Origin of the sequence: Tropicibacter oceani (assembly GCF_029958925.1) — a bacterium.
Classification (GTDB): domain Bacteria; phylum Pseudomonadota; class Alphaproteobacteria; order Rhodobacterales; family Rhodobacteraceae; genus Pacificoceanicola; species Pacificoceanicola oceani.
Window position 1 is genome coordinate 3,671,337 of the sequence record NZ_CP124616.1, and the last position, 23,184, is coordinate 3,694,520.

At 64.7% G+C, this 23,184-nt stretch carries 28 protein-coding genes and 1 tRNA gene; 12 read left to right on the forward strand and 17 right to left on the reverse strand.

The annotated features are described in order from the left end of the window. Positions 1 to 80 precede the first annotated feature (80 nt). Positions 81 to 1,367, reverse strand: a complete 1,287-nt coding sequence (locus QF118_RS17545) for a homoserine dehydrogenase (RefSeq protein ID WP_282300329.1) — start codon at positions 1,365 to 1,367, stop codon at positions 81 to 83. A 223-nt stretch (positions 1,368 to 1,590) separates the two neighbouring features. Between QF118_RS17545 and QF118_RS17550 the strand changes: the two genes are divergently transcribed. Further along, entirely contained in the window at positions 1,591 to 2,019 is a 429-nt protein-coding gene (locus QF118_RS17550; RefSeq protein WP_282300330.1) for a cupin domain-containing protein, read from the forward strand. 48 nt (positions 2,020 to 2,067) lie between these two features. Here QF118_RS17550 and QF118_RS17555 read toward each other — a convergent pair whose 3' ends face one another. Next, positions 2,068 to 2,409 carry a hypothetical protein gene (locus QF118_RS17555; RefSeq protein WP_282300331.1) on the reverse strand — a complete coding sequence of 114 codons (342 nt, stop codon included), beginning with the start codon at positions 2,407 to 2,409 and terminating at the stop codon, positions 2,068 to 2,070. A 79-nt stretch (positions 2,410 to 2,488) separates the two neighbouring features. Between QF118_RS17555 and QF118_RS17560 the strand changes: the two genes are divergently transcribed. Next, positions 2,489 to 3,076, forward strand: a complete 588-nt coding sequence (locus QF118_RS17560) for a TetR/AcrR family transcriptional regulator (RefSeq protein ID WP_282300332.1) — start codon at positions 2,489 to 2,491, stop codon at positions 3,074 to 3,076. A 30-nt stretch (positions 3,077 to 3,106) separates the two neighbouring features. On the opposite strand, the gene QF118_RS17565 is transcribed toward QF118_RS17560, so the two are convergent. Both QF118_RS17565 and QF118_RS17570 read right to left on the reverse strand, forming a co-directional pair. After that, positions 3,107 to 3,520, reverse strand: a complete 414-nt coding sequence (locus QF118_RS17565) for a c-type cytochrome (protein WP_282300333.1) — start codon at positions 3,518 to 3,520, stop codon at positions 3,107 to 3,109. A 57-nt stretch (positions 3,521 to 3,577) separates the two neighbouring features. Continuing rightward, positions 3,578 to 3,970: a c-type cytochrome gene (locus QF118_RS17570; RefSeq protein ID WP_282300334.1), complete on the reverse strand. Its 393-nt coding sequence runs from the start codon at positions 3,968 to 3,970 to the stop codon at positions 3,578 to 3,580. 148 nt (positions 3,971 to 4,118) lie between these two features. On the opposite strand from QF118_RS17570, the gene QF118_RS17575 reads away from it, so the two are divergent. Then, the gene (locus tag QF118_RS17575) at positions 4,119 to 4,526 is read left to right on the forward strand and encodes a PaaI family thioesterase (RefSeq protein WP_282300335.1); all 408 of its coding nucleotides are present in this window, start codon (positions 4,119 to 4,121) and stop codon (positions 4,524 to 4,526) included. Positions 4,527 to 4,540: 14 nt separating this feature from the next. Beyond that, positions 4,541 to 4,975, forward strand: coding sequence for a DMT family transporter (locus tag QF118_RS17580; RefSeq protein WP_282300336.1), 435 nt, complete (start codon positions 4,541 to 4,543; stop codon positions 4,973 to 4,975). 14 nt (positions 4,976 to 4,989) lie between these two features. Here the strand turns inward: QF118_RS17580 and QF118_RS17585 are convergent, their stop codons facing one another. The 4 genes from QF118_RS17585 to QF118_RS17600 form a co-directional block, all read right to left on the reverse strand. Beyond that, a complete protein-coding gene (locus tag QF118_RS17585; protein ID WP_282300337.1) occupies positions 4,990 to 5,976 on the reverse strand; it encodes an Ldh family oxidoreductase in 987 nt (328 codons plus the stop codon). A 109-nt stretch (positions 5,977 to 6,085) separates the two neighbouring features. Beyond that, positions 6,086 to 7,027, reverse strand: coding sequence for a calcium-binding protein (locus tag QF118_RS17590; RefSeq protein WP_282300338.1), 942 nt, complete (start codon positions 7,025 to 7,027; stop codon positions 6,086 to 6,088). A 91-nt stretch (positions 7,028 to 7,118) separates the two neighbouring features. Continuing rightward, complete coding sequence (locus QF118_RS17595) at positions 7,119 to 7,802, reverse strand: ABC transporter ATP-binding protein (protein WP_282300339.1); 684 nt, start codon at positions 7,800 to 7,802, stop codon at positions 7,119 to 7,121. Beyond that, positions 7,795 to 9,081 (reverse strand): lipoprotein-releasing ABC transporter permease subunit, encoded by a 1,287-nt coding sequence (locus QF118_RS17600; RefSeq protein WP_282300340.1) that lies wholly within the window; start codon positions 9,079 to 9,081, stop codon positions 7,795 to 7,797. Before QF118_RS17600 ends, QF118_RS17595 begins: the two co-directional genes overlap by 8 nt. Before the next feature lie 146 nt (positions 9,082 to 9,227). Here QF118_RS17600 and QF118_RS17605 point away from each other — a divergent pair, with 146 nt between their 5' ends. Further along, the gene (locus QF118_RS17605; protein WP_282300341.1) at positions 9,228 to 9,557 is read left to right on the forward strand and encodes a DnaJ family domain-containing protein; all 330 of its coding nucleotides are present in this window, start codon (positions 9,228 to 9,230) and stop codon (positions 9,555 to 9,557) included. On the opposite strand, the gene QF118_RS17610 is transcribed toward QF118_RS17605, so the two are convergent. After that, positions 9,554 to 9,712 carry a Tat pathway signal protein gene (locus QF118_RS17610; RefSeq protein WP_282300342.1) on the reverse strand — a complete coding sequence of 53 codons (159 nt, stop codon included), beginning with the start codon at positions 9,710 to 9,712 and terminating at the stop codon, positions 9,554 to 9,556. The two genes, QF118_RS17605 and QF118_RS17610, sit on opposite strands and share 4 nt — an antisense overlap. Positions 9,713 to 9,810: 98 nt before the next feature. Between QF118_RS17610 and QF118_RS17615 the strand changes: the two genes are divergently transcribed. Together QF118_RS17615 and QF118_RS17620 are read left to right on the forward strand one after the other, a co-directional pair. Continuing rightward, complete coding sequence (locus QF118_RS17615) at positions 9,811 to 10,920, forward strand: pyridoxal phosphate-dependent aminotransferase (protein WP_282300343.1); 1,110 nt, start codon at positions 9,811 to 9,813, stop codon at positions 10,918 to 10,920. A gap of 98 nt (positions 10,921 to 11,018) precedes the next feature. Beyond that, the gene (locus QF118_RS17620) at positions 11,019 to 11,234 is read left to right on the forward strand and encodes a histidinol phosphate aminotransferase (protein WP_282300344.1); all 216 of its coding nucleotides are present in this window, start codon (positions 11,019 to 11,021) and stop codon (positions 11,232 to 11,234) included. A gap of 2 nt (positions 11,235 to 11,236) precedes the next feature. On the opposite strand, the gene QF118_RS17625 is transcribed toward QF118_RS17620, so the two are convergent. Beyond that, positions 11,237 to 12,445, reverse strand: a complete 1,209-nt coding sequence (locus QF118_RS17625; RefSeq protein ID WP_282300345.1) for a pyridoxal-phosphate-dependent aminotransferase family protein — start codon at positions 12,443 to 12,445, stop codon at positions 11,237 to 11,239. A gap of 132 nt (positions 12,446 to 12,577) precedes the next feature. Between QF118_RS17625 and QF118_RS17630 the strand changes: the two genes are divergently transcribed. Beyond that, positions 12,578 to 13,288 (forward strand): fused DSP-PTPase phosphatase/NAD kinase-like protein, encoded by a 711-nt coding sequence (locus tag QF118_RS17630; protein WP_282300346.1) that lies wholly within the window; start codon positions 12,578 to 12,580, stop codon positions 13,286 to 13,288. Beyond that, positions 13,285 to 15,066, forward strand: coding sequence for an ABC transporter ATP-binding protein (locus QF118_RS17635; protein WP_282300347.1), 1,782 nt, complete (start codon positions 13,285 to 13,287; stop codon positions 15,064 to 15,066). The genes QF118_RS17630 and QF118_RS17635 overlap by 4 nt, the downstream gene beginning before the upstream one ends. Before the next feature lie 3 nt (positions 15,067 to 15,069). Here the strand turns inward: QF118_RS17635 and QF118_RS17640 are convergent, their stop codons facing one another. Continuing rightward, a complete protein-coding gene (locus QF118_RS17640; RefSeq protein ID WP_282300348.1) occupies positions 15,070 to 15,747 on the reverse strand; it encodes a TIGR04283 family arsenosugar biosynthesis glycosyltransferase in 678 nt (225 codons plus the stop codon). A 61-nt stretch (positions 15,748 to 15,808) separates the two neighbouring features. On the opposite strand from QF118_RS17640, the gene ygfZ reads away from it, so the two are divergent. Continuing rightward, positions 15,809 to 16,549, forward strand: coding sequence for a CAF17-like 4Fe-4S cluster assembly/insertion protein YgfZ (gene ygfZ, locus QF118_RS17645; RefSeq protein ID WP_282300349.1), 741 nt, complete (start codon positions 15,809 to 15,811; stop codon positions 16,547 to 16,549). Between the two features lie 6 nt (positions 16,550 to 16,555). Here the strand turns inward: ygfZ and QF118_RS17650 are convergent, their stop codons facing one another. Continuing rightward, the gene (locus QF118_RS17650; RefSeq protein ID WP_282300350.1) at positions 16,556 to 17,023 is read right to left on the reverse strand and encodes a GNAT family N-acetyltransferase; all 468 of its coding nucleotides are present in this window, start codon (positions 17,021 to 17,023) and stop codon (positions 16,556 to 16,558) included. Between the two features lie 75 nt (positions 17,024 to 17,098). After that, positions 17,099 to 17,662, reverse strand: coding sequence for an elongation factor P (efp, locus tag QF118_RS17655; RefSeq protein WP_282300351.1), 564 nt, complete (start codon positions 17,660 to 17,662; stop codon positions 17,099 to 17,101). A 217-nt stretch (positions 17,663 to 17,879) separates the two neighbouring features. Between efp and QF118_RS17660 the strand changes: the two genes are divergently transcribed. After that, positions 17,880 to 18,203, forward strand: a complete 324-nt coding sequence (locus QF118_RS17660) for a DUF6280 family protein (protein WP_282300352.1) — start codon at positions 17,880 to 17,882, stop codon at positions 18,201 to 18,203. Between the two features lie 129 nt (positions 18,204 to 18,332). Here QF118_RS17660 and QF118_RS17665 read toward each other — a convergent pair whose 3' ends face one another. After that, positions 18,333 to 19,427 (reverse strand): hypothetical protein, encoded by a 1,095-nt coding sequence (locus QF118_RS17665; RefSeq protein WP_282300353.1) that lies wholly within the window; start codon positions 19,425 to 19,427, stop codon positions 18,333 to 18,335. A 146-nt stretch (positions 19,428 to 19,573) separates the two neighbouring features. Next, complete coding sequence (locus tag QF118_RS17670; RefSeq protein WP_282300354.1) at positions 19,574 to 20,227, reverse strand: protein-L-isoaspartate O-methyltransferase family protein; 654 nt, start codon at positions 20,225 to 20,227, stop codon at positions 19,574 to 19,576. A 183-nt stretch (positions 20,228 to 20,410) separates the two neighbouring features. Here QF118_RS17670 and QF118_RS17675 point away from each other — a divergent pair. Then, positions 20,411 to 20,484: transfer RNA gene (locus tag QF118_RS17675), tRNA-Cys, on the forward strand. A 104-nt stretch (positions 20,485 to 20,588) separates the two neighbouring features. Here the strand turns inward: QF118_RS17675 and QF118_RS17680 are convergent. Beyond that, complete coding sequence (locus QF118_RS17680) at positions 20,589 to 21,581, reverse strand: C45 family autoproteolytic acyltransferase/hydrolase (protein ID WP_282300355.1); 993 nt, start codon at positions 21,579 to 21,581, stop codon at positions 20,589 to 20,591. A gap of 142 nt (positions 21,582 to 21,723) precedes the next feature. Next, on the reverse strand, positions 21,724 to 23,175 hold the full coding sequence (locus QF118_RS17685; RefSeq protein WP_282300356.1) for a biotin carboxylase: 1,452 nt from the start codon (positions 23,173 to 23,175) through the stop codon (positions 21,724 to 21,726). Positions 23,176 to 23,184: the final 9 nt, after the last annotated feature.

The following is a 23,184-nucleotide window of genomic DNA, read 5'->3' on the forward strand; positions in this document are numbered from 1 at the left end:
TCCTTACCGGGGGTGTAGCCCGCAAGCCCCCCCAGCGGCAAGTCCCGCTGGCGCTAACGACGGCGGGCAAGACGCGAAAGTCAGACTTCCTCGATGCGCAGCGCCACCGGGTCCGAGGACAGAACCCCCGTCGATCCCATCCGCGTCAGCGCCTCGTCCAGGGTGGCGCGGGTTGTCTTGTGGGTGACGATCAGAACCGGCGCCGAATTGTCGACGTGGTCGTACTGGCGCATCCGGTAGATCGAAACCCCCGCTTCGCCCAGAACCGTGGCCACCTTTGCCAGCGCGCCGGGTTTGTCCATCAGCGCCATGCGCAGGTAATAGGCCGCCGGGGCCGCCGCCCGCGCCGAGGTGCTTTTGACCAGCGTCGTGGCAGGTTGCCCGAACGTCGTCATGCGCAGCCCGCGCGCGATGTCCATGACATCGCCCATCACGGCACTGGCGGTCGGGCCTTCGCCCGCACCGGCGCCGCGCAGCACCACCTGGCCCACCTGGTCGCCTTCGACGACGACCATGTTGGTGCCGCCCTCAAGCTGGCCCAGCGGCGAATTGGCCGGCACCAGGCAGGGCGCCATCGACTGTTCCAGCCCGCGGCCGGTCATCCGGGCGACGCCCAGCAGCTTGATCCGATAGCCCATGTCGGCGGCCTGGCGGATATCTTCCAGCGCCACACGCTGGATACCCTCCAGCTCGACCCCGTCGAAATCGACCTGCGTGCCAAAGGCAATGGCCGACAGCAGCGACAGCTTGTGCCCGGCGTCGATGCCGCCCACGTCCAGGTTGGGATCGGCTTCAAGATAGCCCAGCTTGTCGGCTTCGGCGAAAAGCGCCTCGTAGCCCTGCCCGGTCGCTTCCATCCGCGTCAGGATGTAGTTGCAGGTGCCGTTCATCACGCCCATCACGCGCTTGATCTCGTTGCCGGCCAAGCCTTCGGTCAGGGATTTGATGATCGGGATGCCGCCCGCGACCGCCGCCTCAAAGCGCAGCACGCAGCCATTGGCCTCGGCCAGTTCGGCCAGCGCCTGCCCGTGGTGGGCCAACAGCGCCTTGTTCGCGGTGACAACGTCCTTGCCGGCCTTCAGCGCCGCTTCGGTCGCGGCCTTGGCCGGGCCATCGCTGCCGCCCATGAGTTCGATGAACACATCCACGTCGTCGCGTTTGGCCAGGGCGACGGGATCGTCTTCCCAGGCGTAGCTGTCCAGCGGCACACCGCGGTCCTTGTCCCGGTTGCGCGCCGACACGGCGGTGATTTCCACCATACGCCCCGACCGCGCGGACAAAAGCGCCGCCTTCTGGCGCACGATCTTCACGACCCCCGCGCCGACAGTTCCAAGACCGGCGATACCAAGACGGAGAGGACTGGACATGAAGGAAGGCTCCTGAACGTGATGAAATGTTGCGCTCCGGTTAGCGCCAAGCGCGTCCGGGTGCAACGGGGGCTGGGGCCGCACCGGCAATTGTTTCGGCCCGTGTCGGCCCCGCATCAAGATTCACGCAACTTTAACGGTAGCTTTGCGCAGGGATTGCGCAGGCATGAAAGGCTTGTCCTTGCCGAATTGATGGCAAGATAGGACAAAAGGATTTTTCCAGATGGCATTCAACCCCAACCAATCCACCCTTGCAGGCTGCATGCAGGAACTGCGCGACATCCAGAAGGAATTCGGGCTGGACACCGGGCGCATCCTGACATCGCGCGATCCGGTGATCCGCAAACTGGCCTATGACCAGCTGAACGTCTCGAACGTGCCGGACGGCTTCACCAAGACCCGGCTGCCGGTCTTCTTTTCTGACCCGACGACGCTTTACATCTCGGCCGGGGCGCCGGGCGTCAAGGTGCCCCGCCACAGCCACGACGAAGGCGATGGCATCCGCTTCATGATCAGCGGCTCGATCCACTACAAGGACATGGAACTGACCCAGGGCGACTGGATGTTCGTCCCCGCCAAGGCCGATTACGAATTCGAGGTCGGCCCGATGGGCGCTGTCATGTGTTATTGCTACAGCTGCTGCTGCGCCTAGGCACCCGCCACAACCCACGGCCGCGCCCGCAGGACCTGCCGGGCGCGGTCACTCGGCCGCGCGCAGCGTCGCCGCCTTTTGCCGCAAACGCGCCACCCGGTCCGACAAAGCGGCGGGGGTGGCACGCATCCGGCGCAACCGGTCGGCCCGCGCCTGAAGCCCCGACACCCGCCCCTGCACCTGCCCCAGGACCGCAAGCGTGGCGCGCGGTTCGGGATTGGCCAAGAGGCCGTCCAGCGGCACCAGCGCCGGATAGGGCGCCTGTTCGATCCCCGGCGTCTGCACCGCGTCCAGTTCGGGAAACTGCGCACAGCCCGACAGGCCGATCAGCAGACCGGTCATCAGGATCATCGCGCCGGGACGCAGGGGGCCACGCAAGGGGTTTGCCATGTCTCTCTCTTGCCGCACTCTGGCGGTGCACGCAAGACGCCCGCTTGATCTGAACATCTGTTCAGATACACCTTGAGGCATGGCACGAACCCAAGGCAGTCATTCCCAGATCACCGGCCCGCGCGTGCGCGAGGCCGCCTTGAAGCTGTTTGCCAAACACGGCTTTGCCGCCGTTTCCATGCGCCAGATCGCCACCGAGGTCGGGGTACAGGCGGGCGCCCTGTACAATTACACCCCCGACAAGCAGGCGCTGTTGTTTTCCCTGATGAAGGGGCACATGGACGAATTGCTGGAGGCCTGGACCAGCCTGGCCCAGACCGGCACGCCATTGGAACGGCTGGAACGCTTTGTCCTTTTTCACATCCGCTTTCATCTGGCGCGGCCAGAAGCGGTGTTCATTTCCTACATGGAATTGCGCAACCTCGACCGCCCGAACTTCGAGGTGATCGAGGGGCTGCGCCGCGATTATGAAAACGCGCTCGAGGATATCTTGCGCGCCGGCCGCGCCGAAGGGCTGTTCGACGTTGCCGATTCCAAGATCGCCACGCTGGCGGTGATCGCCATGCTGACCGGCGTCACCACATGGTATCGCAGCGGCGGGCGCCTGTCCGAGGACGAGGTCGCCCGGAACTACTGGGACATGGTGCGCAAGGCCGTCAGCGCCTGACGGCCCGCACCCGCACCCACGCGGCGCCCCCTAGCGTTTCGCCTGGATCGATTCGAGGTATTCGACCAGCGCCACCAGTTTGCGCGGGGTCGGTGTCTGGATGCCGTCGCCGGAATCAAAGGGCACCAGGTCGCCTTCGAGCAAGGCGCCGAATTCCGGCATTCCCGGCCCCGACATGTCCGACCGCGCATAGCCATCGACCAGCGACATGACCCGCGCGCGCGGAAAGCTGCCCTTGTTGCGGATTTCGATCAGCGTCAGGTCCTTGGGCGGCTTGGCCATCGACCGGGCCAGTTCCCCGTTGCCCTTGGCGTCTGCCCCGTGACACACGGCGCAGTTTTCCATGAACAGGGCGCGGCCATCCTGCGGGCCGGGCATTTCGGCCCCCTGCTGGCAGGCCCCAAGGGCGGTCAGCCCGGCGAATGCAATCGCGATTTTACGCATGACGTTCCTCTGTCTCTTTGCGCCCTAGGTGACAAGAGCACCGCGCCCTTGCAAGCGCTATTGCTGAAGGTGTTCGAGATAATCGACCAGTTCGACCAACGCGCGCGGCGTGCTGACCACCTGCCCCGAAGGCGAGACCCAGTCGATCTGCTGGCCTTCCAGAACCGGGCCGAATTCCGGCATCAGCCCCTGGTGATAGCGCCCCGGATACCCGTAGATCTGCGTCATGACCGCCTCGTAGGGAAAGACCCCGCCGTTGCTTTCGCGCAGCATCGACAGATCTGCGACAGCGATCGGCAGCTCGGCGGCCATGGGCCCATCGCCCAGCCCGCGCTCGCCATGGCATTTCACGCAATAGCCATCGTACAGCGCCCGGCCACTGACCGGATCGTCCGGCTGCGGATTGCAGCCTGCCGCCAAGGCCAGAAGGGCCATCGAGATGCGAACCATTGTCCTGCTCCGATTTTTTTGTTCTGCTCTTTTTTCTTACGGTACCATATTGCCGCAAAAGCGCAAAGCGGCCCATGATCTGCATCATTCGCAGGTGACAGCGGGGCGCGGCGGCCCCATCGTGCCATCGCAAACGGAAGGGACACAGATGGTTACCACGCAAACCGCCCAGCGCCTGCTGGCCGAGAATTTCGCCGACTGGGTTCAGGCCCTGTCGCCGCAGGTCACCCGCATCGACGCCGAGGGCGCGGTTCTGGAAATCCCCGTCACTGCGGCCATCGCCCGGGTCGGCGGGATCGTCTGCGGGCAGGCGCTTGCGACGCTGGCGGACACCAGCATGGTCTTTGCCTGCGCCGGAAAACTGGGGGAATTCAAGCTGGTGGCAACCACCAACCTGGAAACGCGGTTCCTGAGCGCCGCGCGCGGCGACACCATCCGCTGCGAGGCCCGGGTGATCCGCGCCGGGCGGGCGCTGATCTTTGCCGAGGCGCTGCTGTCATCCCTGCCCGAGGGCAAGCCCGTGGCCGCCGCCAGCGCCACGTTCTTTTTGCCATAAGGGGCGCGCACATCATGGCACATTACGCTTTGGTCATGCTGGCCGCCGGGATCGGCATTCCGCTGCTGGCCGCATTGAACGCGGCCCTGGGTCTGCGCCTTGGCTCGCCGGTGGCGGCGGCGATGATCCTGTTCTGCGTGGCGCTGCTGGCCACGACCCTTGTCTGGGGGCTAAGCGGCGCACAGGGGCTGAACCGGCTGGCCGATGCGCCAAGACACCTGTTCCTGGCGGGTCTTCTGGTTGCCTTCTACGTGCTGTCGATCACGATGATCGCGCCGCATTTCGGCGTCGGCAATGCGGTGTTCTTTGTCCTGCTCGGGCAGTTGATCAGCGCCGCCGCCATCGACCATTTCGGCCTGTTCGGGGCAAGGATCAGCCCGCTGACCCTGACCCGCGCCACCGGGATCGCGGTGATGGCGCTGGGGGTCTGGATCACCCAGCGCGCCTGACAGCACAGGCGGGGTTATGCCCCGCTTGTCCCGGCCAGATCGTGCAACTGGTCCAAAAGCGGTTGCGGCACCGCGGCGCGCAGCGCCACCGACTTGCCCTGCCCCGGCATCCGGCAACCTTCGTCTTCGGCCACAAAGGCCGCCAACTGCGCCACCTTGTCAAAGAACCCGCTTTCGCCCGGGTGGATCAGCACGAAATACTGCCCCAGGTCATGCGGCGCCCCCTCGGGCGCCTTCAGCGGTTTGGCGTCGCGGCTCAGCACGCCGCCGCCAAGACAGGCGGCAAGGATTTCGACCATCAGCCCGATGCCCCAGCCCTTGTACCCGCCCGAGGACAGCATCGACCCTGCCAACGCGGCCTCGGGGTCGGTGGTCGGATGGCCTTTTGCGTCGATGGCCCAGCCTTCGGGGATCGGCTCGCCTGCCGCCTTGGCCATGGTGATCCGCCCCATCGCCACCGGGGTCGTCGATTGGTCAAAGATCATCGACACCCCGCCCTGCCCATCCGGCACGGCAAAGGAAATCGGGTTGGTGCCGATCACCCGGGTCTTGCCCCCCGGCGGCGCCACGATCGGCGTTGCATTGGTCACCCCCAGCACCAGACAGCCCGCTTCGGCCACCTGCTGGGTGAAATACCCCAGCGCGGTGCAGGTATGCGCGTGATGCAGCGCCAGGCTGACGATGCCCTGTTCTTGCGCCGCGACCAGCGCCTGCGGCAGCGCGGCGGCAAAGGCGGGTTGGGCAAAGCCATGCGCCGCGTCGACCCGGAATTCCGCCGGGCGCGGGCGCGCGATCTGCACCTGCGCCTTGCCATCGACCCGGCCCGTCACCAGTTGCTGGCAATAGCTTTCAAGATAGTAGAGCCCGCAAATGCGGTTGCCGCGCGCCTCGGCCCAGGCGATGGCCCGCGCCATTTCGGCAGCTACGTCCGGGGCGGCGCCGTGACGCTCCAGCGCCTGCGCGGACAGGGCTTCGATCTGGTCGATGGAAATTTCGGGCATCGGGCTCTCCGGCGGTTTCGCAGATATGCGCCACGGGCGGGCGCGTCCCCCGGACCCTAGGACCTGGGCTGCGCCCGCTCAAGCCCCCCAAGGGGCGCGCCAAGGCCCGTCAGGTGATCGGACCCAGCGACACATAGGTCAGGCTGGCCTCGTCCAGTGCCTCGGTCAAACCGCTCAGCAGGACCACGGTGCCGTCGGTCAGGCTAAGCGTCAGGCCACCGGCCGTCACGGACTGATCGGCCACCGTCGGGGCCGTCGCGCCAAGGTATTCGATCGTCAACAGGTCTTCGCCGGGGGTGAAATCGGTGATCTGCACCACGCCATTGGCATAAAAGCTGTCGGCGCCAAGGCCGCCGGTGCCGGTATCGCCATCTTCAAGGTACAGCGTATCGTCGCCGGTCTGGCCATCCAGCAGGTCGCCCTGCCCATCCGCGCCGCCCGCAAGGCCGCCGTCCAGAATGTCATCGCCCGAGCCGCCGCTGAGCTGGTCAGCCCCCTCGCCGCCCCAAAGCACGTCGGCCCCGGCGTCGCCCTCGAGCGTGTCTGCATCGGCGCCGCCGAACAGCTGGTCGGCGCCATCGCCGCCGCGCAGCAGGTCAAGCCCGTCACCGCCCAGCAGGGTATCCTGCCCAAGCCCGCCCAGCAGCGTGTCATTGCCGGTTCCGCCGTCGATCTGGTCAAAGCCGTCGCGGCCATCCAGGCTGTCGTCGCCGGCGCCCGCCTCGATCGTGTCGCTTTGGGCGGTGCCGGCGATGGTATCGGCCCCGTCCGTGCCGACCAGCGTCGTGGGCGCGGCGTCCGGTTCGCCCAAATCCGGGGTCGCGGTTTCGTCGATCGGCGCCTCGTCGGGGGCAACCGTTTCGTCGCCCGACCCGGTGTCCGGTTCGGTGTCTTCTTCGTCGTCCGACCCGATCAGGCCCTCAAGCAGACCGAAATCAAGCGTATCCTCGGGCGGAATGTCATCCTCGGCGGCGTCGTCGTCACCGCCGCTGGACATCGCGGCAGCAAAGGGCACCATGCCCAGCAAAAGAATGATCAGCTCAACGCCCATGTTCGACCCTTTCGAAAGTCTGCTTCTGGCAGGGCTATCCGAAGAAATCGCTAAAATTTGGGCAGGATTGGGGTCAAACCCGGTGCCGGGCTCAGCTTTCCGTAAGGTGACCGTCATCCAGCCGCAGGCAGCGGTCCATGCGGGCGGCCAGTTCCAGGTTGTGCGTGGCGATCAGGGCCGACAGGCCGGTTTCGCGCACCAGCCGCATCAGCGCGTCGAACACCCTGTCCGAGGTCGCCGGATCAAGGTTGCCGGTCGGCTCGTCCGCCAGCAGCAGCCTGGGCCGGTTGGCCATGGCGCGGCAAAAGGCGACGCGCTGCTGTTCGCCGCCTGACATGGCGGCGGGGCGGTGATCGGCGCGCTCGGCGATGCCGACACTGGCCAGCAGATCGCGGGCGCGCGCCTCGGCGTCACCGCGGGCGACACCGTTGGCCAGTTGCGGCAACACGATGTTTTCCAGCGCGGTGAATTCCGGCAGAAGGTGGTGGAACTGATAGACAAAGCCCAGGTTCTCGCGCCGCATCGCCGTGCGCCTGCGGTCCGAGCGGCCTTGCATTTCCTCGCCCGCTATCTCGACCGTGCCGGCATCGGCGGTGTCCAGCAGCCCGGCAATATGCAGCAGCGTGGATTTGCCCGCGCCGGACGGTGCGACCAGCGCGACGACCTCGCCTTTGTTGACGGTCAGATCGGCGCCGCGCAGCACCTGCACCTCGGCCGGGGTGCCGCGCTTATAGGCTTTTTCGACGCCGGTCAGGCGCAGGACAGGATCACTCATAGCGCAGGGCCTCGACCGGGTTCATGCGGGCCGCGCGGCGGGCCGGAAAGATGGTGACGACAAAGGACAGGCCCAGCGACAAGGCGACCGCCGACAACACGTCCTGCAGCTGCAGTTTCGCAGGCAGCGCATAGATGCCACGAATGGACGGGTCCCAGACGCCGCCGCCCGACAGGTAGTTCACCGTTGCAAAGATCGGGTCGATGTAAAACGCGAACAGGCAGCCCAGCACCACGCCCAGTGCGGTGCCGATGATCCCGGTGAAGGCGCCGCAGATGAAAAACACCCGCAGCACTGACCCTTCGGTCAGGCCCATGGTGCGCAGGATGCCGATGTCGCCGCCCTTGTTCTTGACCAGCATGATCAGCCCCGAGGTGATGTTCATCGCCGCGATCAGCACCAGCACCGACAGGATCACGAACATTACGTTGTCCTCGATGTCCAGCGCCCGCAGGAACCCGCCCGAGGCATCCTGCCAGGTCCAGATCAGCGCGCCGACGCCGGCGGCCTCGGCGATGGCACCGGTGTATTGCTCGACGGTTTCGGGGGCCTCGACGATGACCTCCAACTCGTCGGCGGCGCCTTCGCGGTTGAAATACAGCTGCGCCTCGTCAAAGGGCATGTAGATGCGGGTGCGGTCGATGTCATAGCGCCCGGCGGTAAAGATGTAGGTCACGTCATAGCTTTTGACCCTGGGGCTGACGCCAAAGGCGGTCTTGACCCCGTTGGGCGAAATCAGCTTGACCTGATCGCCCAGACCAACCCCCAGCATCAGGGCAACGCCCGATCCGATGGCCACGCCTTCGCCGAACAGATCCAGGCTGCCGCGCCCGGTTTCGGGATCGGCGATGCGCGGGATCGCCTTGAGGTCATCTGCGGTGATGCCAAAGACCTCGACCCCGGCGTTGCGTTCGTTTGCGGTGGCCATGACCTGGCCCTTGACCAAAGGCGCCACGCGCGCAACGCCCGGCACCTGCGCCATGCGGGCCGCCATGGCGTCATGGTCCGGCAGGGTGCGCGTGCTGCGGCCCTGATCGTCGGTGCGTTCTATGTGGTAGACCGTGACATGGGCGTTGGCGCCCAGGATCGTATCGACGAATTCCGCCCGGAACCCCGCCCGCACCGCCAGCGTGGCGATCAAGGCAAAGACCGCCAGCGTGATGCCGATCAGGCTGATCCAGGTCATCACGGACACGCCGCCCTCGGCACGCTTGGCGCGCAGATAGCGCCAGGCGATCATCCATTCAAACGGGGCGAAGGGGGGCGGTGTTCTGGGCATTCTTGCTCTTGTCCGGCTGCTCAGGGCGGAAACTGGCCTTTTGGGCGTGCCGGGTCAAGCGTAACAGGGGATGGCTGCCCCGCCGTCGGCGCAATTCGGCGTGAGCCGCGATGGTCCTTGGCCTTGCGGCGTGCCACAAATCGAGGATGGACAAGCTTAGACATCTGACCGAGTCGCAAATTCGCAAAGCCCTGGCCGAAGGCAAACTTTCGGGCCTTGAAGGCGAAGGGAAACCCCTGCCGAAACGGCCCGGAGACGCACTTGTCGACCCCGGCGAAGCTGTCGGCTTTCGCATCATGGCCGAGGCAGGCGCCCTGCCCGCCGAGGTCAAGCTCAAGGCGGCGCTGGATCAGGCCCGCGCGGACTGGCAGGCCGCCAGCGCCCCCGAGGACAAGAAACGCCTGATGAAGGCGATCGCCGACATGCAGCTGCGCTATGAAATCGCCCGCGAGGCACGCCAGAAGTTCATGCGTTAAGGGACCAGACGATCAATCGCGCGCATGGCTCCGATGCTTTTGTCATAGACCAACGTCAGAACGCGTTTCTGGCGCAGGGCGATTTGCGGCAGGCCGCGCACAGAGGTGGCGGCAAGGCCGGTGATGATGAAACCACGACGGGACATCTGGGGCATGGAAACGCCTTTTTACTGTTGCGAGTCATTCTCAGGTATGAACGCTGAGCGGCAATTGCAAGGCTTGCACCCGCCGCGCGCCCTGCCATAGTGCGCCCATGACCGGACCCAGATACCCCGCCCTGATCAAATCGCTGCCCTCGACCGTGCCCTTTGTTGGCCCCGAAGTGCAGGAACGCCAACGTGGCGCGCCGTTCCGCGCCCGCCTTGGTGCGAATGAGAACATCTTTGGCCCCTCGCCCTTTGCCGTGGCCGCGATGCAGGACGAAGCCGCCGATATCTGGAAATACGCCGATCCCACCCATCACGAACTGATGGCCGCGCTTGCCGCGCACATGGGCTGCGGCCCCGGCCATATCGTCATCGGCGAAGGCATCGACACGCTGCTGGGCTATACCGTGCGCCTTCTGGTCGAGCCGGGCGATGCGGTGGTGACCTCGGACGGGGCCTATCCGACCTTCAATTTCCACGTCGCGGGCTATGGCGGCGTTTTGCACAAGGTCCCCTTCAAGGACGACAAAGAGGACCTTGAGGCGCTGATGGCCAAGGCCGCCGAGGTCGACGCCAAGCTGGTCTACCTGTCGAACCCCGACAACCCCATGGGCACCTGGCACAGCGGCGCCGCAATCAAGGACGCGCTGGAGCTGTTGCCCGAAGGCACGCTTTTGGTGCTGGACGAGGCCTATATCGAATTCGCCCCCCACGGCACCGCCCCGCAGATTGCCGCCGATGATCCGCGGGTCGTGCGCTTTCGCACCTTTTCAAAGGCTTATGGCATGGCGGGGGCGCGGGTTGCCTATGCGGTGGGCGCGCGCGATCTGATCACCGCCTATGACAAGATCCGCAACCATTTCGCCATGAACCGGTTGGCCCAGACCGGCGCGCTGGCCGCCTTGCAGGACAGCGAATGGCTGGAGCAGGTGCTGCGCCTGGTCGAGGACGCCAAGCAGGAAATCACCCGCATCGCCGGGGATTGCGGGTTGCGCACCCTGCCCTCGGCCACCAATTTCGTGGCCATCAACTGCGGCCGCGACGGTGATTTCGCCCGCTCTGTCCTGGCGGCGCTGATCGCCGACGGGGTCTTTGTGCGCATGCCCTTTGTCGCGCCGCAGGATCGCTGCATCCGGGTCAGCGCGGGCCGGCCCGAAGACCTGAAAATCCTTGCCGAAGCCCTGCCAAAGGCGCTTGCATCAGCGAAATCCGGCTAAGTTTACGAAAAATTGACGGCTTTACGGGATCGTGATCCGAGAGGGGCATGTTTCGCGGTATCGTTTTTCGGTAGTCGCATACCGAAGTGGAGGGCCTGATGAACGGCAATCATCCCGAACCGGTCGAGGATTATACCACGGCCAACCTGATCCTGATCTTCGTCAACCTGATGTGGATCTTCGCCGCCGTCTGGAGCGCCTGGGGCCTGGGCCCCGTGCTGGTCCTTGCGACGGTGCTCAATCACCTGATCACCCGGCTGGATCTGCACAAGCGCCGCAAGCGGCCCGGCCTTGACGGAACCGGGCCGATCTGACCCTAGCCCCGCGCGCTGGCCTGCGCCAGAACCTGTGCCGCGGCGGTCACGCCGCCCTTGGCGTGCGGAATGTCCAGCGCGGCAAAGCCCGTTTCCAAGACCCCCAGCAGCCCCAGGATCATATGCGCGCTCACATGGCCCATGTGACCAAGGCGGAAAAACCCGGTACCGTTCGGATCGTCCGGCTCGGACATGCCGATGCCCAGCCCCAGCGTGACGCCGGTCTGCTCGGCCGTCCATTCGCGCAGCCGCTTGCCATGCGGCGCGCCCAGCCGCAGCGCGGTCACCGCATGCGATCGCAGGCCCGGGTCCTTGATGTTCAGCGTCAGCGGCCCGGCGCTGCCCCAGACATCGCAGGCCACCCAGATCGCCCCGGCCAGCGCGGCATGGCGGGCCCAGATCGCCTCCATCCCCTCGGCCTTGATCATGTCCAGCGACACCCGCAGCCCGTACAGGTGATGGGTGGGCGCGGTGCCGTTGAAATACTGGTAGAACATCTCGGGGTTGGCGCGCTGGGTCCAATCCCAATAGCGCGTGACGCGCGGCATGGCGCGGCGCACCTCGGCGGCCTTGTCGTTGAAGAACACGAATCCCAGCCCCGGCGGCACCATCAGCCCCTTTTGCGAGGCGCTGATCATCACGTCGACGCCCCAGTCGTCCATGCGGAATTCGTCGCAGGCCAGCGAGGCGATGCAATCGGCCATCAACAGCGCCGGATGCCCCAGATCGTCCAGAACCGCGCGCAGCGCCGTCATGTCGCTGCGCACCGAGGTCGAGGTATCCACGTGAACCGCCAGCACCGCCTTGATCCTGTGCGCCTTGTCCGCCGCCAGCGCGGCGTGCACCCGCTCGGGGTCGATCGCGCTTTGGCGGTCATGCTCCAGCAATTCGACCTCGATCCCCATGGCCTGCGCGGTATCGGCCCAGCCCAGCCCAAAGCGCCCGGTGGCGGGCACCAGCACCTTTTCGCCCTCGGCCACCACGTTCGACAACGCCGCCTCCCACATGCCATGGCCGTTGCAGATGTAGATGCCCACATGGCCGCTGGTCTGCGCCACATAGCGCAGGTCCGGGATCATCGTGTCGACCATCTCGGGCAGCGCGCCTTCGTAGATGTTGGGCGCAGGGCGGTGCATGGCCTGCAAGACCGCGTCGGGAATGACGGAAGGACCGGGGATGGCCAGGTAGGGGCGACCATGGGCAAGCGACATCGTTGAAACTCCAGAAAAGGCCCATCGCGGGGCCGCGCAACCCTACCCGCACCGGCCCGCGCGTCAATGCCGCGCTTGCAAGACCGAGGGTCAGGGGCTACATCCGGCCCCTGATGTGACGGGACAAACCTGATGCTGCGCAAACTTTGGACCCAACTGGAAGACGCGGAACGCAAGTTCCGCCGCTCGTGGGGCAAGGACATCTCGACCCCGTCGGCGCGCCGCTGGGCGAAACTGCATTACCACCTGTTCGACCATGCCTTTCTGCGCATCCTGTGGACCAACTTCTGGCCCGTGGCGCCGGGGGTCTGGCGGTCGAACCAGCCGACGCACGCGCGGTTCGAAAAATACGCCGCCATGGGGATCAAGACCGTGGTCAACCTGCGCGGCGAGGACAAGCATGCCCACTACCTGCTGGAACAGGAAAGCTGCGAGGCGCTTGGCCTGACCCTGGTCAATGCCAAGCTCTGGGCGCGCGAAGCGGCACCCAGCCGGCGCATCCTGGCGGTGATCGACGCCCTGCGCAAAGCCGAAAAGCCGATGATGTTCCACTGCAAGTCGGGGGCGGATCGCGCCGGGTTCGTTGCGGCAACCTATCTGTTGGTCTTTGAAGGCGCCAGCATCCAGGAGGCCAAGAAACAGCTGGGCCTGAAATACATCCATCTCGATTTCACCGCCACGGGCGTGCAGGACTATATCCTGGACATCTACGAGGCGCGCCTTGTCCTTGGCCCCATCGGGTTCGAGGACTGGATTCGCGACGAATACAAGGCCAAGCCCATCCAGGAGGCCTGGGACGGCCGCCGCCCGGCCGCCGACATCGCCCAAGAGCTGATGCGATGAGCAAGAAACGCAAGGCCGATCGCCACAAGACCCCCGAGGTCTCGCCCGAGGCGGCGCGCGGCCTGGCGCTGTGGCTGTGGAAAGGCTACCTGAAGAAATACACCGGGCTGATGGCCATCGCGATGGTCTTCATGGCAATCGAAGGCGCGATGTTCGGCATGTTGTCCTACATGATGAAGCCGATGTTCGACGACGTCTTTGTCGGCGGCAATGCCGATGCGCTGGTCTGGGTCGCCTTTGCGGTGATGGCCATTTTCCTGGCGCGGGCCTTTTCCGGCGTGATCCAGAAAGTGCTGCTGACGCGGGTGTCGCAGCTGTCCATGGGCGATCTGCGCCAGGACATGCTGGAACACATCATGGTGCTGGACACCGGGTTTCATCAAAGCAACGGGCCGGGCCTTCTGATGCACCGGGTCGAAGGCGACGTCTCGGCGATCTCCAAGATCTGGAGCACGCTGATCACCGGGGCGGGCCGCGACGTGGTGGCGCTGATCTCGCTTTTCTGGGTGGCGCTGTTGATCGACTGGCGCTGGACGCTGGTGGCGCTGATCGGCGTGCCGCTGCTGGTGGTGCCCTCGATCTTTCTGCAACGCTTCGTGCGCGGCAATTCACGCCATGTGCGCAATGTCACCGCCGGCATGTCCAGCCACCTCAACGAGGTGTTCCACGGCATCACCCCGGTCAAGCTGAACACGCTCGAGCGGTATCAGGCCAAACGCTATGCCACGCTGACCAAGGCGCGGGTGCGGTCCGAAACCCGCGCAGCGGTGGGCAAGGCCGCCCTGCCCGGTCTGATCGACGTGATGAGCGGCATCGGCTTTGTCGGCGTGTTGCTGTACGGCGGCAGCGAAATCCTGTCCGGCGCCAAGACCGTCGGCGATTTCATGGCCTTTTTCACCGCCATCGGGTTGGCCTTTGAACCGCTGCGCCGGCTGGGGGCCTTTAGCGGCGCATGGCAGCAGGCCGCCGCCAGCATCGAACGCATCAAGGAACTGATGCAGACAAGCCCGACGTTGAAGGACCCGGCGCATCCCGTGCCCGCGCCGCAGGGCGTGCCGCGGATCGAATTGCGCGACGTCCATCTCAGCTTTGGCGATGCCCCTGCCCTGCGCGGCGTGTCGCTGATTGCCGAGCCTGGCCAGACCACCGCGCTTGTCGGGGCCTCGGGCGCGGGGAAATCCACGATCTTCAACCTGTTGACCCGGCTTTTGGACAGCGATCAGGGCGATGTGCTGATCGGCGGCGTCGCCACCCGCGACATGGAGCTGCGCGCATTGCGCCGGATGTTCTCGGTCGTCAGCCAGGATTCGCTGTTGTTCGATGAAACCCTGCGCGAAAACGTGGTGCTTGGCCGCGACGTGGACGAACAGGCCCTGCAAAAGGCGCTTGAGGCGGCCCATGTCACCGACTTTCTGCCGCGCCTGGAAAACGGGTTGGACACGCCTGTCGGCCCGCGCGGATCGAACCTGTCGGGGGGGCAACGCCAGCGCGTCGCGATCGCCCGCGCGCTGCTGCGCGACACTCCGATCCTGCTGCTGGACGAAGCCACCAGCGCGCTGGACGCCCAGTCCGAAGCGGTGGTCCAGTCAGCCCTGGAACGTCTGTCCGAAGGGCGCACCACGCTTGTCATCGCGCACCGGCTGGCGACGATCCGCAATGCCGACAAGATCGTCGTGATGCACCAGGGCCGCGTTGTCGATCAGGGCACGCATGACGAATTGATCGCCCGCGATGGCCCGTACCAGGATCTGTACCACCTGCAATTCGACCATGGCTAAGGCCTATTTGCGATAGTCCCGGGCCAGCGTCCGGGGGTCCGCGCCGGCCAGGTACCGCAGCAGCGTGCCCAGGTTGCGCGCGCCGCGCCGCAACCAGCCCTGCCGCCGATAGCGGTCGGCACTGGTGATCGCAAAAACCGGCACTTCGGTCAGGTGGCCGCGCAGGGCACGCGCCAGGGCCACATCCTCCATCAGCGGAATATCGGGGAACCCGCCCGCCGTGTCATAGGTGGCGCGGTCGATCAGCAACCCCTGATCGCCATAGGGCAGCCCGAACAACCGCGAGCGCAGGTTCGCCCAGCCCGCCACAAGGCGCGGCGCAGCGCCAGGTGCGTCAAAGCGCAGGCGGAAATGATAGGCGCCAGGCCGTGAGAGGGCGGCCGCGACCGCCTGTGTCCAGCCTTCGTCCAGAACGGTGTCGGCATGCAGGAACAGCAGCCAGTCGCCCGCCGCCGCCGTGCCCCCCCGGCGCATCTGTCCGCCGCGCGACGGCGGTCCGCTGACCACCTCGGCGCCTGCCGCCTCGGCTATGCGCAGCGTGGCGTCGCGCGATCCGCCGTCGGTAAAGATCAGCTCGCGGATCAGGCCCGCGCCCAGGCCTTCGCCAAGGGCGGCAAGGCAGGCGGGCAATCCGGCTTCGGCGTCGAGCGTCGGGATGATGACCGAGATGGGGGCGCGCATGGGGCCTGTTCGCTATGGCTTGTGCACCCTATATGGCAAGGAACAGCAAAAGGGGAAAGCCATGGCACACAGCGACAGGACAATCTTGCGGGTCAGCGGGCCGGACACCCGGCATTTTCTGCAAGGATTGGTGACCAACGACGTGGCGCGGCTGGACAGCGGTCTGGTCTATGCGGCGCTGCTGACGCCGCAGGGCAAGTACCTGGCCGATTTCTTCCTTGTCCCCGATGGGGAGGATGTTCTGATCGACGCCGATGCCGACCAGGCCCCGGCCCTGATGCAACGGCTGGCGATGTACAAGCTGCGATCGAAGGTCGACATCACGCAGACCGATCTGGCGGTGACACGCGGAACCGGCACGCCGCCGCAGGGCGCCTATGCCGACCCGCGCCATCCGTCGCTGGGCTGGCGCGGCTATGCCGGGCAGCCCGGGCAGGATGCCGATTGGAACGCGCTGCGCGTTGCCGCCTGCATTCCGCAAAGCGGGATCGAGCTGACCCCAGACACCTTTATCCTCGAGGCTGGGTTCGAACGCCTGAACGGGGTGGATTTCAAAAAGGGGTGCTATGTCGGCCAGGAGGTCACCGCGCGCATGAAGCACAAGACCGAGCTGCGCAAGGGCCTGGCCCTTGTCACCGTCGACGGCGCGGCGCCCCTTGGCAGCGACATCACCGCCGAGGGAAAGCCGGTCGGTACGATCTACACCCAGTCCGGCGGGCGCGGCATTGCCTATCTGCGGTTCGACCGGGCCAGCGGCCCGATGCAAGCCGATGGCGCCAGCCTGCGCCTGGCGTCGGACTGACGGCGCCTATTCTTTCAGGGATTTTCCCAGTTTGTGCACCTGGGGCATGGCACCCTGCCGGGCAAAGAACCGCTGCGCCTGCGTGTTGAAGGCGTGGTGGGTAACGTCCCAGCAGGTGATCGCGCCTTCGCGCATCCGCTCTTCCATCTCGTGGACCAGCGCCTGCGCGATGCCCCGGCCGCGCAACGACGGGGCAACATAGAGATGATCCAGCAGGATGCGGCTTTGGGCCTGGCGGAAACTGTCACGCGGGCGCCGTTCCGGCACGGCCATCAGGTAGGCGGACAAAACGCCGTTGTCGCGGTGGCCAAAGAACCAAGCCCCGGCCTTGGCCTGGGTTTCCAGAAAGGCCAGCAAGGCGCCGCTGGACGCCTGATCGTGAAAGACATCGGGCAGATGCGCCACGTGATGGGCATGCAGGGCGCGCAGCAGCGGCACCACCTGCGGCAGATCCTGCCGGTCGAGACGTGACATGAAAAAGGCCTCCGGGCGCTGCGCCGGAGGCCTTGATCGTGTGCAACCCCCGTCGATGAGGGCCGAATGCAGCCCTCAGGCGCGTTCGGAATATTCCATGGCTTCGGTGTTCACGACGATATCCTCGTCCTGCCCGACAAAGGGCGGCACCAGGATGCGCACGCCGTTGTCCAAAACCGCCGGCTTGAAGCTATTGGCTGCGGTCTGGCCTTTGACGACCGGCTCGGTCTCGACGATCTTGCAGATCACCTTTTGCGGCACGGTGGCGTTCAGCGCCTCGGAGTCGTGGAATTCGACGACGATGGTCATGCCGTCCTGCAGGAACGGACGGCGATCGCCCAGCAGGTCTGCGTCCAGCTGGACCTGCTCATAGGTCTCGGTGTCCATGAAGATCAGCTGGCCGCTGTCTTCGTACAGGAACTGCATGTCCTTCTGTTCCAGGCGCACGCGCTCGACCTTGTCGGCGCTGCGGAACCGTTCGTTCAGCTTGGACCCGTTGCGCAGGTTTTTCAGCTCGACCTGGGCAAAGGCGCCGCCCTTGCCGGGCTTGACGTGGTCGACTTTGACAGCGGCCCAAAGGCCACCATTGTGCTCCAGAACGTTCCCGGGGCGGATCTCGTTTCCGTTGATCTTAGGCATGTGGCTAAACCGTGGCAAAAGGTTGAAGATTGGTTGACGGCTCCTATATCTGGCGGAAGACGCCCGTGCAAGACAACGATATGTCGTTTCGCATTTGCAGACAGATATGAGCAAATTGCATGGGTGGTATGCGCACAAGGGGTATCCGAATCGGATCGAATAGTCCATAACCCCCTTCACGCCGGAAAACACAAGAGCAATAATCAAAGGTCCAACTATGAAAGATTTCGTTGACGGCACCGCCTTCAATGCCGAACAAGGCAACCGCGCACGCAAGCTGTTCGCGGCGGTGGTACTGGCTGCTCTGGATGACGCCATTGCGGATGACAAGAAGTATGGCAATGGCCCCGAACAGATCGCACGCTGGGCACGGTCCCGCGACGGTCGCGAGGTTCTGTCCTGCGCCGGGATCGACCCGAACGAACGTGTCGTGTCCGGTCTGATGGATTTCGTCTCCAAAGGTGTGCGCACCTCGGTGGCGCTGTCCCGCGAAGAAAGCGAGCGTCGCAATGCCGCCGCTCAGCAGGCCGAAGCGGCCTGACATCCAAACGCTGCCAAGCAGAAAAACGCGCCCTGAAGGGGCGCGTTTTTTGTTGTCTGACGTGCAGTTTCGGGATTAGGGATCAGGGCCGCGCACCCGGCACAAAGCCGGGGTGCAAGGGCGCAAGGACTAGTCGAAATCCTGGCTGACCATGGCGCGGTGAATTTCGCGGCGCACCAGTTTGCGCACGTTGCGGGTGATCCGCTCGCCCAGCGCGCCCTGCAATTCCTGCCGCACGATATCCGACACCATTTCACGCAGCGTCGCCTCGTCAATGGTGGGCAGCGCCTCGTTTTCGGTGGCGATGGCGGTCAATTCCGGCTCCATGGGCTTAAGCTCGGGCTTGGTCCGGTCGGCCTTGGGGCGGTTGTCGTGGTGATCTTCCCAATCGATGGGTGTCGCAGGGCGGTGGACAAAGGCGGGCTCTTCGCTGCTGTCGCATTCCCATTCGTCCGGGGTGCGCCCGACCATCGCCTCCAACTCGGCGATCTTGCTTTCCAGCGATTGCGCCGGCGCGTCCTCGGCGGCGGTGTCCGACTGGACCTGCGGCGCCAGGTCGGCGCTGTCCTCGGGCTCATCCAGCATCGGCTGCTGCGCTTCGACAGGCGCTGCGGTCTCCGGGGCGTCGGTTGCGGCCTCTGCCGGTTGCGGCGCGGAGTCTGCGGCCTGTTCGGCAGGCGCGCTGTCGTCCGTTTCGGTGGAAAAGGCGCGGGCGACTTCCTGTTCGACCAGCTGGCTGAGAATCGACGAGGCGGTCAGCGGCGCATCATCATCCAGGTCGTGATTGTCGAAAAACGCCATGTCGGTCTCATCGACCTCGGGCAGAGGCTCGGCCGGGTCCTGGCGATCTTCGGGCTGATCGGCGACCTGCGCAGAGTCGGCGTCAGGAATGGTTTCGGGAATCGCCTGCGGTTCGGCCTGTTCCGGCACAGCGGGTTCGGGCGCGGGCAGTTCCACGGCGGCCTGCGGTTCAGGCGCGGGTTCGGCGGGGATGTCTTCGGCGGGCAGGACAGTCGGGTTGGTCAGCAGCACCGGGGCCGAGGCAGGCCGATCCGGCGCCTTGGCAGGGCTGTCCTGCTTGACCCGCAGGGCCGGTGTCAGAACCAGCTTGCCCGGCTGTGACGGAGAATCGGGAACACGTTTGGGCCGCGAATCTTCGGATACGAGCCGCCGAATCGAGGACAGGACATCCTCTATTTCCATATTCGTCACAGGATCAGACATCTGTTTTTATCCACTCTCGCCTCGGGCATCAGTTTACCCGCGCCAAGGCGTTCACACAACAGACGCAGAAAAAGTTAATCTTTTCTGACGGCGCGCGGGTTACGGAGCATGGAAATCCAAACCCGCACCACCGTTGATTCCCGGGATTACAGGGCGAAAGCCGCCTGTTTTTCAAAGCCCGGCAGCACCGGCGCCGTGCCGTTGAACGCAAAGCGCCAGTTGATCACGCCGTCGATCTTGTGGCCAACCCGCACCGTTCCCAGCGCTTTTTCCATAAAGATGACGGCAATTCGTCCGCCGTCCTTCAATTGATCGCACAGCGCCTGCGGCAAGTCTTCGACCCCGCCCTCGACGATGATCACGTCATAGGGGCCATGTTCCGCAGCGCCCTGCCCCAGCGGGCCGGTCTGCAGAATCACGTTGTCGGCCTGATGTTCAGTCAAAAGCGCCTGGGCTTCGCCGGCGCGTTCTTCGTCGTCCTCAAGGGCGACGACTGCCTCGGCGATGCGGGCGATCACGGCGGACGAGTAGCCAAGCCCTGCGCCCACATCCAGGACAAAGTCCGAATTGGTCAGGTTCAGGGCATCCAGCATCTTGGCGAAAAGCCGCGGTTCCAGCAGAACACGGCCTGCGCCCAGTTCGACATCGGTGTCGGCATAGGCGGCCTCGATCCGGTCACGCGGCACGAAAACCTCGCGCGGGACGTTCAGCATGGCGTCGATGATCGGGAACTCGGTCACATCGGACGGGCGCACCTGAGTGTCGACCATCATGCGGCGGCGGGTGGCGAAGTCAGTCATGAACTAAACTCTTTCGTTCAGATACCTTGTCCTTTTGTGACACAACCGGCGAAGAACGGCAATGTCTTGCGGGCCTGTCGGGACGATTTACCGTGCACGTCGTTACCGGTTGGTTTCCAGCCGGCCCAAGGCCCGATATCCGCTTGACGCGGCTTTGCGAAGACCCTAAGCAGGCGCTGCTCTGGCGAGTTGGCGGAGTGGTGACGCAGCGGATTGCAAATCCGTGTACACCGGTTCGATTCCGGTACTCGCCTCCAGATCCACCCATCAGGTTTTCGGCACCCTTTACGGTTCGGAAACCTGATGGTGGGACCCTGCCCCGCCTCATTTCCGTTCAGCCTTACAAGCGCGGCCCTGCGTCCTAGTAGGTGACCTGCCGTTCGGCCGAAGGGAAAGTCACGGTAATCGCATCCTCGGGGAAGTCATCAAAACCCTTGGACCAGGTCCGATCCGGCCAGTGAATGTCCAGCGTTCCCTTTCTGGGCCGATAGGCGGCGGTATACAGCGTGCCAAAGCCCGACGAAAAGGCCGTGGAATACAGCGGCGGTTTCAAAAAGGCCCCGACAAAGCGTTTCTGCGTGTCCGGGTGCAGGGTCAGCCGTTGCAGCAGGAACCGCTCGCGCTCGACCGTGGCGGTGAACCTTGCGTGGCTGGACCATTCGACACGTTCCTGGTGGTTGGTGGCCACCGCCGCCCGTGTCAGCACCGTGGGCCGGTCCGGTGTCAGATAGGCGGTCAGGTACTGCCGCTGGGCATCCAGAACGGTGACGTTATAGCTCATGTGGCAGGGGATGCGTTTGAGCACCGCGCCCGCCTCTTTGGCGGTGGTGCAGGTTTGCAGGATATAGCGAAGGATCAGCGGCACGCCAAAGCCTGTGCCGACCTCGCGCCGCCCGCCAAAGGTCAGCGAAGCGGCCAGTCCGGCATCGTTCATCCCGTCGACCAGTCCGAACAGACCGTCCGTCGTGCCGATGACACCGCGACCGTTCCACCGGGTTTTCAGGGTGATCCCGTCAAAGGCGTTGCTGTCATAGTCGTAGTTGCGCACCAAAAGCGGTTCGTTGCCCGGCCAGATCGCCTGACTGCATCCCGCAAGGTAACGCGGCGGGCAATAAAAGCTGAGAAACCGCGCCTCGGTATCGCCGCCGCCGGCCAGCGCGCAAAGCCTGTCATACAGGTCCAGCAGTTCCGGCATGTAGTCGCGGATGGCGCGCCGGGATTCGGCATAGGTCGGGCGCCCCGACAGCCCCTCTCGGGCCCACCAGGCCGAGTAGGACGGCCAGTATTCGGCGAATTGGCCAGCCCATTTCGGCCCTGGCTGATCCTCACTGATGGCGCGAAACACGACGTTCATGCGGTCTGGATACCCGAATTTGATTACCGAACAAGTCACAAAGCCGAGGTCAGGCCCGAAACCGCGCACCGCCCTGCCCTGCCCGGCGCCGATCGCCCCCGGGGCGAAGGGGCGGCAAGACCGCCCCCTTTGTCCCCGGAACTTACATGATCTTGAAAGCCGGGTCCGCCAGCGCCTGCGCCGAAGGCAAGGGCCGTGCGGAATAGGCTTTCTTGATGCCCTCGATCCACTTTTTGGATTTGTCGGTCAGTTGGAAGCCCTTGGTCATCGACCGCCCGCGCGTCACCAGAATGCCAAGGTCTGCGCCCTCATAGCGGTAATCCCCGGCGTTGGAGATCCGCAAGAAGAACGCTTCGTCCTCGCCCTCGACCGCCCGGCGGTGATAGTCAAAGCGGTCAAAGACCACCTGCCCGTTGGGCAGCATCTTGTAGATCCCCGATTCCGGCGCATGGGTGATGATGTCCACCGTGTCGTCGGTGTGCTTGATCACCATCTGGCTCCACGAGTCGATCATGTCCGGGTCGGCCCAGCGCGCGTTCAGCTCTTCGACATCCAGCTTGAAGGATTTCCTGGAGAATTCCAGCAGGTGGAACAGGAACAGCGGCGCATCCGCATGGGCAAAGGCCGCATGGTTGGTCATCGACGACGCGCCGGTGATGCGCGGGTTCAATTCGCCCAGCCAGATGTCACCGGTTTTCTTGTCGATCAGGAAATCGAGTTCGAAATAGCCGCGATAGCCTTCCTTGCGCAGCTGTTCACCGAATTTGAAGGTCAGCTCGCGCGCCTTTTCGCGGGTCTTGGGCGGGAAGGCGGTGGAAAAAATTTCATTGCCGCACCAGCCGCCGCGATAGGGGGTCAGTTCCTTGAAGCCCACCAGTTCGGTCATCAGCGGCCCGACGATGGTGCCTTCGGAGGTGGCGCAGGCCTCGATCGCCGATCCGCGGCAATCGATCCGCTTCATGATCTTGATCTCGCCCTCGCCGACGATTTCATGTTCGTGCTTGCGGAAATCGGCCTCGGACTTGATGAAGAACGTTGTGTGGCCACTGTCGCCAAAGGCCGACTGCAGCACCAGATCGTGCCCGATCCCGGCCTTTTCGCAAACCTCGCGCAGCTGCTTGTAGCTGGTGACCTCGGACAAGACGTTGGGCACCGACGGCACCCCGGCCTTGTTGCCGATGCGCACGGTTTCGATCTTGTTGTCCATGCTGGTGCGCAGCTTGGCCTTGGGGAACCAGACCTCGCCGCCCAGTTCCTTGGCCAACGCCTCGGTCTTTTCGTCGAACATCAGAAAGACGAACTTGGGCTTGCCGCCGCGTTCCTTGACGTAGTCGACCACTTCCTTGTGTTGCAGCAGATAGTTGTTGATGTCCTCGATCGACTGGAATTCGTCATGCGGCAACTCGGACGGGACCAGCACGTTGGGATGACGGCCGTCGAAACAGTCCATGTAGCAGATATACTTGAAGTTCTTCACCCACTCGTCGAGGCCCAGCAGGTTGAAGTTGGTGGCCGAGACGAAATAGACCGGGTCCGTGTTGGTGTGAAAGAACCGCCGGATCTCGGAGATGTTGTTCAGGGTCTTCTTGGGCATGGTCAATCC